The organism is Streptomyces sp. NPDC058371 (genome assembly GCF_042723265.1).
Lineage (GTDB): Bacteria > Actinomycetota > Actinomycetes > Streptomycetales > Streptomycetaceae > Streptomyces.
Map to the genome: position 1 here is coordinate 364,610 of NZ_JBHXJC010000003.1, position 12,278 is coordinate 376,887.

The window sequence follows — 12,278 nt, forward strand, 5'->3', positions numbered from 1 at the left end:
ACCGACGGAGCCACGACGGGGAAACGCGCGGGTGGTGCGAAGTCGTAGGGGGCTACCGACCGGCGGGCAGCAACACGTCCTCGGCGTCGAGGGCGTTCACGTGGTACTTGCCGACGGAGCTGATCAGCAGCCGCAGTTCCAGGGCGATGCTCTCCACGAGGCGCACCAGACCGTGGTCGGGGTCCTCGTCGACGGCGAGCAGTGCGGCCCGGCCGAGCCCGGCGGCGCGTGCGCCGAGCGCGAGGGCCTTGACGGCCCGGCCGCCCTCCCAGATGCGTCCGCTGGCGAGCAGACAGCGGTCGGTGCGGCCGATGCGGGTCAGGCAGTCGCCGAGCGGCAGACCCACCTGGCCGAGGAAGGCGTTCGGCGCCCAGGCGGTGCCGCCCTCGGCGCCGTCCACCGTCACGGAGTCCGCGCCGGCCGCCCAGGCGGTGGCCGCCGCGAGCGCCACGTCGCGGCCGGGGTGGAGCTTCACCCACACCTTCACGCGGGGGAAGTTGTTGCGCATCAGCCGGATCTGCTGGCGCAGGATCTCCTCGGTGAACGTGCCGGGGCTGCTGACCCGCAGCACGGAGTCGCTGTCGGCGCCGAACACCGGGTCGGTGGCGTACTGTTCCGCGATCCGGCCGGCGGCCTCGCGGTCCAGGACGGTCAGGCCGCCGAGGCCCGGCTTGGCGCCCTGGCCGACCTTGAGCTCGAAGGCGAGCCGGCCGCCGGCCAGCAGCGGCTCGGACACGGGGTCGCTGTAGACGAGGTTCCACACCTCGGCGTCCGCGTCCTCCGTGGACTGCTGCACGACCACTCCGCCGTGCTCGTCGTCGGCGGCGTCCGCGTACGCGGCGATCCGGCCGAGCAGCGGGGACGCGTCGGTGTCGGAGGCGGCGCGGTAGCCGTTGACCGGCACCACGTTCTCGCCGATGACCATCGGGATGCCGAGCCGGGCGGCCTGCCGTCCGGCCGCCTCGCCGAGGTCGTGACTGGCGACCTGCGTGGAGCCGAACGCCGACACGTACAGCGGCAGCCGGGAGGTGAACCCGCCGACCACCGTGTCGAGTTCGACATCGGAGTACAGCGGTTCGCGCGCCAGGTCGATGAGCTTCTTCAGCCGCTCCGGCATGAACACCGGCGGCACGATCCTGGCCCGCTCCAGCAGGTCGCCGGGATCGTGGGCGGCCGGCGCCGCGCCCAGCAGGCTGCTGCCGTACGCGTCCAGGGCCGGGAAGACACTCGCGGCGCCGTGCCGGGCCCGGTGCCGCACCTGTTCCTCGGGAAAACCGGCGGCGGTCAGTACGGCGCTCATGCCGACACCACTCCCGGGAGCTTCGGGTAGGCGCTGGCCTCCCAGACGGCGGTGCGGCCGGTGACGTACCGGGTGAAGCGCTCCAGGCCGATGCCGAAGCCGGAGCTGGCGGGGATGCCCCGGCGGGCCAGGTCCAGGTACCAGCCGTATTTGGCCGGGTTCTCGCCGGTCTCCCGCATCCGGGTGACGAGGGCCGCGTAGTCGTACTCGCGCTCGCTGCCGCTGGCCAGCTCCCCGTAGCCCTCCGGGGCGATCAGGTCGAAGTTGCGCAGGACACCGGGCTGCGCCGGGTCCTCGCGGTCGTAGAAGCCGCGCGAGCCCTTGGGGTAGTCGGTGACGAAGAACGGGCGGCTGGTCTTGGCGGAGAGGATCTCCTCGCCCTGCCAGTCGATCTCGGCGCCCGGGTCCTGCGGGTGCCCGAGCGCGACCAGGTCCGCGGTCGCCTCCTTGTGGGTGGTGCGGGCGAACGCGCCCGTCACCAGCTCCCGGAACGCGTCCCGGTCCCGGCCGAGCCGCTCCAGGTCGCCGGGCAGCTCACGGACCACCTCGTCGACGACGTACGCCACCAGCCGCTCGGCCAGCTCCATCGCGTCCTCGCGGCGGGCGTCGCGCACCTCCACGTCGATCTGGTGGAACTCGGCGAGATGGCGGTGCGTGACCGCCGTCTCCAGCGGTTCCAGACGCACGTTGGGCGCGATGTAGAAGATCTTGTCGAAGGCCAGCAGGGACGCCTGCTTGTAGAGGATCGCGCTGGTCATCAGCTTGTACTTGTGGCCGTAGAAGTCGATGTCGACCTGCTTGGAGCCGCGGATGCCCGGGTCGGTGACCGGCCCGATGACCGGCGGCAGCAGCTCCTGGAAGCCCTGCCCGGTCAGGAAGGCGCGGGTCGCGGCGAGCATCCGGCTCTGCACCCGCAGCGTGGCCCGGGTGCTCTCGTCGACCAGGTGCTGGTCGGGCGAGGACGGGAACCGGCGGGTGACGCGGGCGTCGAGCTCGACGGACGTGCTGGTCATGGTGCTACCTCCTGGGTGTGCTGCCGATGGACCGACGGGCGACGGGCCGCCGATGGAAGTGATGAGGTCCGGCCGATGGCCGCCTGCCCGGCGGTGCCGTCGTGCCGGCGCTGCACGAACGACAGGGCGTCGTACAGCCCCGCCGCCGTCAGCCGCCGGCCGTGCTCGGAGACATGGCCGAGGGGCATCGACCCGATCTCGGACCAGCCGAGCCGGCCCGACCGGTCGATGTGGCTGCGGGTGCGGCCCGCGTTGTCGGGGTGCAGGCAGTAGGGGACGTCGAGGTGCCCGCGGGCGAAGGCCTTCAGCAGCGCCTGGCCCAGGTCGTCGTCGAGGTCGAGCACGGCGTCGACGAGGGCGCGGGCCTCGGCGTAGACGGGGTTGTCGGCGAGCGCGCGGTCGTCGGCGGGGGAGAGGGCGTGCGGCCGGTGGCGGGCGGCGGCCCGGGAGGCGACCCGCAGCGCCTCCACGTTCTCCTCGATGGTGGGGATGCGGTGCGACTCGGCCGTCGTCTTCACGATCAGCCGGGCCGCGCCCGTCTCCACCGCCAGCTCCGCCGACCGCTCCAGCAGGTCGAGCGAGCCGCGCCGGGTCTTCGGATACAGGCCCATGTACGTGTAGAGCACGATGTGCCAGTCGGTGTCGGGGAGCAGCTCGCCGGCCAGCCGCCGCAGCGCGTGCACGGCCTCGCGGTCCTGTGCGGCGTTGGTCTGCTGGGCGTAGCTGAGCGAGATGCTGCGCAGCCCCGCCCGGTGGAAGAACAGGGCCTCCAGCGCGCTGATCGCCACCAGCAGCCCGGGCGGGCACAGTTGGCCGAGCATGCAGCCGCCGAAGGTCTCCAGGTGCGGTTCCGCGCCGGTGGCGCGCAGCCCGGCAAGGAAGTCGCAGCTCTCCTGCCAGTTGCGCACGGAGTCGAGCAGCGGGGTGCGCCCGTACGGCAGGCAGTACGACACCGGGCCGCCCTCCGTGGCGTCCAGGCCGAGCAGCGCCAGCGCGGCGACGATGCCCTGGGGCCGCGCCGAGCCGTGCCGGATCTGCACCGGGAACCCGGCGTCGCGGACGCCGTCCAGGATCCAGCGCGAGGTGTGCGGGCTGTAGGAGGTGATCGGGAACCCGTTGAGCGGCACCCCGTTGTTCAGGGCGCGCACGACGGACGGCTCGTCGCCGACCCGGGTGTAGCTGTCGATCGTGACGGTCCCGACGACCGGGTCCGCGGCGGTCTTGGTGGCCAGCAGTCCGGCGCGCATCCGCGCGGGGTCGGAGAAGCCCATCCGCGGCTGGACCACGAGGGCGCCGCGGGCCTGCGCGTCGGCGACGAACCGGCCGAACGACAACGGGCGTTGATGCAGGGCGGTCACCGGTCCACCTCCCTGGGCAGTGAGCCGGCCGGCGACGTGCGTCCGGACGGCGACCGGGACGCGGAGCCTGCGAAAGAGGCCGGGCGGGCGGCGGCCAGGGACGCGGGCCGGGTCAGCGAGCCGACGAAGGACTCGAAGGCCGCGAAGTCGACGCCCTCCTGGAACACCGCGTCGAAGCCGGCCGCCATCAGCTCGGCCGCCTGCTCCTCCTGCCCGCCGCCGCTGACGCCGAGCTTGCCGCCGATGACGGCCGGCAGCCCGGCCAGTTCCCAGCGCGAGCGGACCGACGTGATCAGCGGCCGGGCGTCGTTGAAGCCGTGCCCGTTGACGCTGCTGACGACCAGCAGATCGGGCTGGAACTTGCAGCAGGACTCGACGATCTCGTCCTCGGGAATACAGGGCCCCAGGTTCACGACCTTGTGGCCGAGGTCTTCGAGCAGCAGTTGGATGAATACGAGATTCCAGGTGTGCGCATCGGAGGGAAGTCCGGTGACGACGACATCCAGCGGCCCGGATCGATGACGAGCCGCCCATTCCGCAGGCTTCATTGTTCGCTTCGTCCACATCATTGGATGACATTGGCTGGCACGGTCGGAAGGAAGTCCGGGCGTACTCGGAACTTCCTTTCGGCCACAACCGTAGATTCGCGCCGAAGCCGTGTGCGGCGTCCCCGGCGGCAACCGGGCGGCAGGAGAGGAGCAGTTGCCCAACTGCCGCGTCCGGCACGGCGATCCGCGGCCCACACTGATCGGGCCGCACCCGCGGAAACTCCCGCCCGGCTCGAGGATCACCGAGGAGTCACGACATGACACAGACCGGCCCCAGCGTCCTGGAGGCGGACGCGCTTGAGGGCGTGCTGGCCACGGCGTTGCAGCGCGTCGACCGGCGCGAGGCGCTCGGCGAGGCCCAAGTCGCGGTCCTGGAGGCCGCGGTGAACATCGTCCGCGCAGGTCAGCCGGAGTTCGCCGAACTTCCGCTGGAGCGTACGGAGCTGCTGCGCGAGGCGCTCGGCGCGGTGCGCGCGGCCACCGTCGCCACCGGCGTCGCCCTCACCTACGCCCACCAGACCGTCCGCCGGCCGGGCTGACCGGCCCGGGCCTGATGCCGCCGATCTGCCTGACGTTCTGCCCCGCGAGGCGGCCGGGGAGTTCTAGCGTCGACCGTACGAGTTCACCGCTTACCTTCTCGTCCAACCGAGGTGGAGATCATGGCAACCAACCCGTTCGAGGATTCCGAGGGCCGTTATGTCGTGCTGGCCAACGACGAGGGCCAGCACTCGCTGTGGCCGGCCCGCATTCAGCAGCCGGCGGGCTGGGAACTGCTGAAGAGCGAGGCCACCAAGCCGGAATGCATCGCCTTCATAGAGGCCAACTGGACGGATATGCGCCCGCGTTCCGTAGTGGCCGCGATGGGGGGCTGACTCCGGTCAGGACCTTTTCCCACCCGAAACCCCACCCGAAAACCCGGGCCGCCCGGAGGAAAACCTCCTGCGGACCCGGGTATTGGGTTTTCGGTACGTCCGGAATACGTGGGCGGGACGACGGCTACGCCTCGGCGGAGCCCACGACGGACCATTCCAGGACGGCCATCGCCGCCGTCATCTTGTGGTGCGCCTGCCGCCAGGCGACGCTGCGCTCCCCGTCGAGCACCTCGTCCGTGACCTCCTGTCCGCGCACCGCGGGCAGGTCGTGCAGGAAGACGGTGCGCCGGCCGCCGAAACGGTCGAGGAACGCGCTGTCGATCCGGAAGCCGTCGAAGTCGCTGAGCCAGTCCGGGTTCGCCTTCGGCACGCCCATCGTCTGCCACCGGCTGGTGTACACCGCGTCGGCCGCCCCCGTGACCTCGTCCGGGCTGACCACCTGCTCCACCTGGGCCTTGCCGCCGCTGAGCTCTGCCGCCAGGTCCAGCGTCTCCTTGGGCACCTCGTACCCGCGCGGGCAGAGCAGGGTGAGCCGCAGCCCGGGCGTCAGCGCCGCGGCCAGCGCCAGCGCGGCGCCGGAGCTGTTGCCCTCGCCGACGACGAGCAGATGGAGACCGTCCAGCGACCCGAACTGCTCGGTGAGGGTGGCCAGATCGGCGATGGCCTGGGTCGGATGCTCGTCCAGGGTCAGCGCGTTGACCACCGCCAGATCCGGACTGCTGCCGAGGCGTCGTATCTCGTCCACGTCCCCGTTGGTGCGTACGACGAGCGCGTCGAGGTACTGGCCCAGGACCCGGGCGGTGTCCTCGACCGTCTCCCCGGTGGTGAGCTGGAGTTCGTTCGGACCGAAGGTGATGACGTCGGCGCCCAGCCGGGTGGCCCCGCTCCAGAACGAGGTACGGGTACGGGTCGAGGACTTGCGGAAGTAGAGGCCGACCTGCCAGCCGGCGAGCGTCCTGCGGTCGACACCGTCACGGCCGAACGTGACGGCCCGCCCGACGATGTGGTGCAGCTCGGCCGGGGTGAGGTCGGCGAGGGAGATCAGATTGCGCATGGCTGGGGTGCCCTTCTTGTGGCGAGTGGCGAGTGGCGAGTGGCGAGTGGCGACTGACGTGTGGCGAGTGGCGCGCGGGGAGCGGGGAAGCGGCGAGTTCCGTGCGGCTTGTGCTTTGTGGCGCGCGGCTTGTGGTGACTGGTAACTGCGACTGCTGTCTGGCAACCGCTCCGCGGTGGCTAGTGGGCCAGCGCCTCCACCGCCGGCTCCCGGCGCTCCGGCGCGGCGAGCAGCTCGCGCACCAGGTTGAGCACGGTGAACCCGACGGGCCCGCCCGGCTCGGACGGGTGCTGGCGGATCAGCCCGCGCAGCAGCAGCGCGTGCACGTCACGGGCGGTCTCCGCCAGCGCGGTGCCCGCGGCGCGGGCGGCGCGGTCCACCGTCCAGGGCTCGGGGAGCGCGGCGAGCGTGGCGAGGAGCCCGGCCGCGTGCGGGTTGAGACCGGTGACGACGGCGCTCAGCTGGTCGCCGAAGGTGGGACCGGTCGCCGAGTCGGCGGGCGTGACGCCGTCGACGAGGACCAGCGGAGTGGTCCGGGCGACGTCGAGCAGCTGCTCGGGCGAGTACAGCAGCAGCCAGGACGCGGCCGCCTCCAGCGCCTGCGGTATGCCGTCCAGGGCGTGGCAGATGTGGGCAACCGTGGTGGTCACGGAGTCCGTGGGCAGCACGTCGGGGCGCATGTGGCCGACGTACGACAGCATGAGTTCGACCGCGGGCCGGTCCGTGACGAGGGAATCGCCCGGCGCGGTGCCGCAGAGGGCGGCGGGGACCGGGACGGGCAGCGGGGCCAGCGGCAGCAGCCGTCCGCCGGGAGGCTGCACCGGCCGCCGGCTGGTGACGAGGATCTTCAGGCGCTCGCAGGAACGCAGCAGGTTCAGTACGGCCGGGCCGACGGCGGGGGACGCGTCGTGGCCGTCCAGGACGATCAGGGTCGGCTTGGACCCGATGACCCCGGAGAGCTCGTCGTACTTCTCGCCGTCACGCACCAGCGCCCGTACCCAGCCGGACATGGTGGTCCCCGGGCTGTGCGCCACCGCGCCCGGGTCGGATCCGGCGGGCCGGTCCATGGCCACCCACAGCACCGGGACCCGGTCCTGGGCGTGGATCCGCAGCGTGGCCTCCTGGGCGAGCCGGGACTTGCCCACGCCGGGCAGCCCCACCAGGGTCAGCAGCCGCTCGTGGCCGGAGCTCAACCGGGCGGTCAGCGCCTCCAGTTCGGCCCGGCGGCCGACCAGCGGACGCAGCGGGGTGGGCGGCGCGGCGAGCTCGGCGCCGTAACTGTCCTGGAAGACCCGCCCCACCGAGTGCGCGTCGACGGCGAGTTCGAGTTCGATGCGCCGGGCGTCGCTCAGCCGCATGGCACCGGCCAGCAGACGCAGGGTTTCTTTACGGGGGTGTTGCACGCGCCCCTGCTCCAGGTCGCGGATGGCGCGCACACTGACGGTGGAAAGTCCGGCGAGTTGTTCCTGAGTGAGTCCGGCTCGCCTGCGCGCATTCTGCAGCAAGGCGTCCAGCCCGGGCGTCGGCGCCTGGGAATTCATCATTGTCTCCTTGGTCCCCACATGCGGTGGCAATGGTGTGGCCCGGTTCCCCGATCTCCCAGGATTGTCCGGAACGAGTCCTTCCGGACTGGGGTTTCCCCGGTCTGATCACGCTCTGTTCTCCTCGAGGGCGGTGTCGGTCCGCCGATGGTGAACAGCTTCGGGTGCGCCATTCCCGAACTCTTCCCGGAGCGGTACCGCACTTTTCCGGCGAGGGCTACGATCACCTGCGACCAGGCGCTACAGGGGGGTCGTAGACCTGAGGGGGAGGAACGCTCCGTGACGGCAGCGGCAGGGGAACAGCTGCGGTTCAACATTCTCGGTCCCATCGAGGGGTGGGCGAACGGGACACGGCTACGGCTGGGTGGAGTGATTCAAGAACGAGTTCTGGCCACGCTGTTGCTGGAGGCCGGAAGGGTTCTTCCGGTATCCCGTCTGGTCGAGGCCGCCTGGGACGACGATCCGCCGACAACGGCATCTCACCAAGTACGCAAGGCCATTGCGGATCTGCGTCGGCGGATCCCGGGAGGCGCGGAAGTCCTCCTCACCGACGGCCCCGGCTATCGCGTGGCCATAGGGAGTTCGCAAATCGATTTGGCCGAATTCAGTCTGCTGGCGCGCGAGGCGAAGACCGCGGCGGCCGAGGGCCGCTCCGCCGAAGCCGCCGAGATACTGCGCGGAGCACTCGCGCTGTGGCGCGGTCCGGTCCTCTCCGGGAGCGGCGGCCCGGTGATCGAGGCCGCGGCGACCAGCATCGAGGAGCGCCGGCTGACCGCGGCGGAACAGCTGCTCGAACTCCGGCTCGCGCTCGGTGAGGCCGCCGAACTCGTCGTCGACCTGCGGGAACTGGTCAGCCAGCACCCGCTGCGGGAGACCCTGCGCGGCCAGTTGATGCTCGCGCTGTACCGCTCGGGACGCCAGGCGGAGGCGCTGGAGGAGTACGGCAGGGTCCGCGAACTCCTCGTCGAGGAGCTCGGTATCGATCCGGGACCACAACTGACCAGGCTGTACGAGGGGATCCTGCGCGAGAGCCCCGAACTGACCGGCCCGCCGCCACCGGCCCCGCCCGCCCCGCCCGTCGAGCTGCCCGCGGAGCCGCCCTGCACCCTCCCGAACGACCTGGCGGACTTCACCGGGCGTGACCGGGAACTGAGCGAACTGCTGGGCTGCGCCGAGGAGAGCGGCGAACAGGGTCCGCGGATCGTGGCCCTCGACGGCATGGGCGGCTGCGGCAAGACGTCACTTGCGGTGAGGGCCGCGCACCGGCTGTCGGCGGCCTACCCGGACGGCCAGCTCCATCTCGACCTGCGCGGCTACACCCCCGGGGACCAGCCGGTGACCGCGGGCACCGCACTCGACAGCCTGTTGCGCGCGCTGGGCATACCGGGGGACCGAATACCCGACGACGTGCTCGGCCGCACCGCGCTGTGGCGCGCCACGCTCGTCGGAAAGCGCCTGCTCATCCTCCTCGACAACGCGGCCGACGCGGCGGGTATCGGCCCGCTGCTGCCCGCCTCCTCCGGCTGCCTGGTCCTGGTCACCAGCAGGGCGCGGCTGGTGGACCTCGACGGCGCGCAGTGGATCTCCATCGGCGTGATGTCGGCCGAGGAGAGCACCACCCTGATGGCCGAGACACTCGGTGCTCAGCGCGTCGCCGCCGAGCCCGAAGCCGCCGCGGAACTGGCCCAGTTGTGCGGTCACCTCCCGCTCGCGCTGCGGATCGCCACCGCCCGGCTGCGCAACCGGCCGCGCTGGACCCTCCAGTACCTGGCGGAGCGGCTGAGCGACGAGACGCGCCGGCTCGACGAGCTCAGCGCGGGCGCCCGCAGCGTCTCCGCCACCCTCCGGCTGTCGTACCAGGCCCTGGACGAGGAGTGCCGCACCGCGTTCCGGATCCTGGCCCTGCACCCCGGCGGGGACATCAACGTCCACGCGGCGGGCGCGCTGCTCGGCTCGGGGACCTGGGAGGCGGAGGACATCCTGGAACTGCTGCTCGACGTGCACCTCGTCCAGCAGCCGGAGATCGGCCTCTACGCCTTCCACGATCTGGTGCGCAGCTTCGCGCAGAGTCTGCTGGGCGAGTCGACCGAGGGCGAGGACGCCGTCGCGGTGGAACGGCTGCTCGGCTACTACCTGACGGCCACCGAGAAGGCGTGCGAGGTGCTCTACCCCGGCCGGCAGAAACGTCACACCGGGATTCCGCCGGCCACCGCCGAACTGCCGGACCTCGGTGACCCCGACCTGGCGCAGGCCTGGTTCACCCGCGAGCAGACCGCGCTGATCTCGGCCGTCACGCTGGCGGAACGCCGGGGGCACGACCGCTACGTGGTCTGCCTGGCCCGCAATCTCGTCTTCCAGCTCAACGCCCGTGGGCAGATGGAGGAGTTCGGCGATCTGGGCCGGGTCGCGGTCGCCGCCGCCCGCCGGGTCGGTGACCTGGGTCTGCTCGGGGTGAGCCTGTCCAATCTCGGCGTCGCCTGCTGGAAACTGGGCCGGTTCACGGAGGGGATCGAGGTCGCGAAGGAGGGCCGGGACGTCGCCGCCCGCCTCGGCGACCGGCACACCGTGGCGCACAGCGAGAGCACGCTGGGCCAGTTCAACAGCCTGCTCGGCCGCTTCTCCGAGGCGCTGGTCCATCTGGAGAAGGCGACCACCCTCGAACGCGAACTAGGCGTCGCCCGCTCGGAGGCCGACAACCTCACCATCCTCAGCACGCTCTACGAGCAGTGGGGCCGGCCCGAGGAGGCGAGGACCGCGGCCGAGCGCGCGGTCGAACTGCGGGCCCGGCTCGGCCAGCACGAGCACCAGACGGCCACGCTCACCGACCTGGCCTTCGCCCATGTGGGCCTCGGCGCGTACGAGGAGGCGGACCACTGCCTGGAACGGGCCCGCGAACTCTTCGACGCGGGCGGTGACCCCGGGGACGTCGCGCTGACGCTGGCGCTGTCCGCCGACGTCGACGACCGGCTCGGCCGGCCCGTGCGGAACCCGGATCCCGCGGCGCGTGCCCTCGAACTCGTCCGCACCAACGCGTCGCCGCTGCGCCGGGCCAAGGTGGAGAACACCGTGGGCCGGCTCCGGTGCCGGCAGGGGGACTGTGAGACGGCGCTCGCGCTGCACACCCACGCGTACCGGCTCGCCACGGCCATCAACTACCGCATCGAGGAGGCCTACGCGCTGGCGGGCATGGCCCGGGCCCTCGGTGACGCGGAGGACGCCGCCGCGCACCGGGCCGCGGCGGAGGCGCTCTTCGCGGAGATGGGCGTGCCCGCGGACCACCGGCGCGACTGACCGGGCCGCCCGCGCCCACCTGGGGCGACGCGGAACCGTACGGAACAGCGCAGTGCCCCGCACCGTGACTCCGGTGCGGGGCACTGCGCGTGGTGCGGGACGGGCGTCGAGCGGGGCGGCTGCGGTTACAGGGTGACGGCGGTCGGGTTCTGCACATCCTGGACGGTCGTCGGGTTCTGGACGTCCTGGACCGTGGTGGGGTTCTGGACGTCCTGGACGGTCGTCGGGTTCTGCACGTCCTGCACTGTGGTCGGGTTCTGCACGTCCTGCACCGTGGTCGGGTTCTGCACGTCGTCGGTCCTGGTGGGGTTCTGCACATCCAGCAGGACGGTCGGGTTCTGGACGTCCGCGAGGATGTGCTGCGAGCTGTGCTGAGCCTGGGAGTTCCCCGTCTCGGCAGTGGCTCCGAAACCGAAGGCCAGCGCCGCCACGAAGATCCCGATGAGTCCAGCAAGCTTGCGTCCCATAGTCCCGCCCCTTTGTGGTGTTTGCGGGCTTTGCGGTGTTTTCCGCTTCCCGACACCACTGATGCTGCTGGCGGGCGTTCCCTGACCGTTCCCGGTGCGTTACCGGCCCGGGGAGCCGTCCCGGGAACGGTCCATGACCAGGCCTTCTCCGCCCAGTCGGCAGGCCACGACGCGCGGTCCGCCGGCGGCGAGCACCACATGGGTACGCGCCGGGCCCGACTCATGGCCCGCCAGGTCGAGCAGGGATCTGACCAGGGAGCGCAGCGCGGCGTGCGAGGCCTCGTCGAGCCGGGCGGGCTCCGCGTGCGCGCCCGGAGGCCAGACGGAGATACCGGAGACGCTGTGCATGCCGTTCACCGTCTCGGTGTCCACGCTGAACTCGGGTCCCTCCCAGGACTCCTGAGAGGTGTACGGCTCCGGCCGGCCGCCGGTCGACACGCGCTCGGCCCACCGTTCGACGGTGGACAGGTCATGGAGGGCGTGGCGCAGTTCCGCCCCGTCTGGCGAACGGTCCCGGGGGTCCTTCACAGGAGTACTCCTTCTGCAGACAACTACACGGCGACCCTTGCCCGACCGGATCCCGATTCCCTCCCGAACTGTTCCCGTCCGGTTCCCGTTCCGGTGTTCGCAGTGGGAACGCGTCGGTAATAGCCGGCCCCATGATGAGGCTCGTTCAATTCAGGCGAGATCCATCGTGATCCGCAAGGGAATCGGAATTCCTGGGGGATTGAGGCGTGGCAGGCAGTCCTTTCGAAGGCGGCACGGAGTGCACGGTGTACCCGCCGTCGCACCCGTTGCCCGTGCGCAACGGAACCGGGTCCTGACATGGGCACC

The 12,278-nt window shown here is 71.7% G+C and carries 11 protein-coding genes; 3 read left to right on the plus strand and 8 right to left on the minus strand.

The window, feature by feature from the left end:
- Window positions 1–52: 52 nt before the first annotated feature.
- The 4 genes from ACFWM2_RS13160 to ACFWM2_RS13175 are packed head-to-tail and all read right to left on the minus strand — an operon-like array spanning window position 53 to window position 4,219.
- Window positions 53–1,300, minus strand: a complete 1,248-nt coding sequence (locus tag ACFWM2_RS13160) for a glutamate synthase-related protein (RefSeq protein ID WP_383277433.1) — start codon at window positions 1,298–1,300, stop codon at window positions 53–55.
- Complete coding sequence (locus ACFWM2_RS13165; RefSeq protein ID WP_383277436.1) at window positions 1,297–2,313, minus strand: asparagine synthetase A; 1,017 nt, start codon at window positions 2,311–2,313, stop codon at window positions 1,297–1,299. Before ACFWM2_RS13165 ends, ACFWM2_RS13160 begins: the two co-directional genes overlap by 4 nt.
- Window positions 2,310–3,671, minus strand: coding sequence for a methylaspartate mutase (locus ACFWM2_RS13170; RefSeq protein WP_383277439.1), 1,362 nt, complete (start codon window positions 3,669–3,671; stop codon window positions 2,310–2,312). Before ACFWM2_RS13170 ends, ACFWM2_RS13165 begins: the two co-directional genes overlap by 4 nt.
- The gene (locus tag ACFWM2_RS13175; protein WP_383277442.1) at window positions 3,668–4,219 is read right to left on the minus strand and encodes a cobalamin B12-binding domain-containing protein; all 552 of its coding nucleotides are present in this window, start codon (window positions 4,217–4,219) and stop codon (window positions 3,668–3,670) included. Before ACFWM2_RS13175 ends, ACFWM2_RS13170 begins: the two co-directional genes overlap by 4 nt.
- A gap of 257 nt (window positions 4,220–4,476) precedes the next feature.
- On the opposite strand from ACFWM2_RS13175, the gene ACFWM2_RS13180 reads away from it, so the two are divergent.
- Both ACFWM2_RS13180 and ACFWM2_RS13185 read left to right on the plus strand, forming a co-directional pair.
- On the plus strand, window positions 4,477–4,758 hold the full coding sequence (locus ACFWM2_RS13180; protein ID WP_383277445.1) for a hypothetical protein: 282 nt from the start codon (window positions 4,477–4,479) through the stop codon (window positions 4,756–4,758).
- Window positions 4,759–4,878: 120 nt separating this feature from the next.
- A complete protein-coding gene (locus ACFWM2_RS13185) occupies window positions 4,879–5,091 on the plus strand; it encodes an MbtH family protein (protein ID WP_383277448.1) in 213 nt (70 codons plus the stop codon).
- Between the two features lie 124 nt (window positions 5,092–5,215).
- On the opposite strand, the gene ACFWM2_RS13190 is transcribed toward ACFWM2_RS13185, so the two are convergent.
- Window positions 5,216–6,145, minus strand: a complete 930-nt coding sequence (locus ACFWM2_RS13190; RefSeq protein ID WP_383277451.1) for an ornithine carbamoyltransferase — start codon at window positions 6,143–6,145, stop codon at window positions 5,216–5,218.
- 179 nt (window positions 6,146–6,324) lie between these two features.
- Window positions 6,325–7,689, minus strand: a complete 1,365-nt coding sequence (locus tag ACFWM2_RS13195; RefSeq protein WP_383277454.1) for a helix-turn-helix domain-containing protein — start codon at window positions 7,687–7,689, stop codon at window positions 6,325–6,327.
- 591 nt (window positions 7,690–8,280) lie between these two features.
- Between ACFWM2_RS13195 and ACFWM2_RS13200 the strand changes: the two genes are divergently transcribed.
- On the plus strand, window positions 8,281–10,977 hold the full coding sequence (locus tag ACFWM2_RS13200; protein WP_383277457.1) for a BTAD domain-containing putative transcriptional regulator: 2,697 nt from the start codon (window positions 8,281–8,283) through the stop codon (window positions 10,975–10,977).
- A gap of 125 nt (window positions 10,978–11,102) precedes the next feature.
- On the opposite strand, the gene ACFWM2_RS13205 is transcribed toward ACFWM2_RS13200, so the two are convergent.
- A complete protein-coding gene (locus tag ACFWM2_RS13205) occupies window positions 11,103–11,444 on the minus strand; it encodes a hypothetical protein (RefSeq protein ID WP_383277460.1) in 342 nt (113 codons plus the stop codon).
- Between the two features lie 99 nt (window positions 11,445–11,543).
- Complete coding sequence (locus ACFWM2_RS13210; RefSeq protein ID WP_383277463.1) at window positions 11,544–11,972, minus strand: hypothetical protein; 429 nt, start codon at window positions 11,970–11,972, stop codon at window positions 11,544–11,546.
- Between the last annotated feature and the right edge of the window lie 306 nt (window positions 11,973–12,278).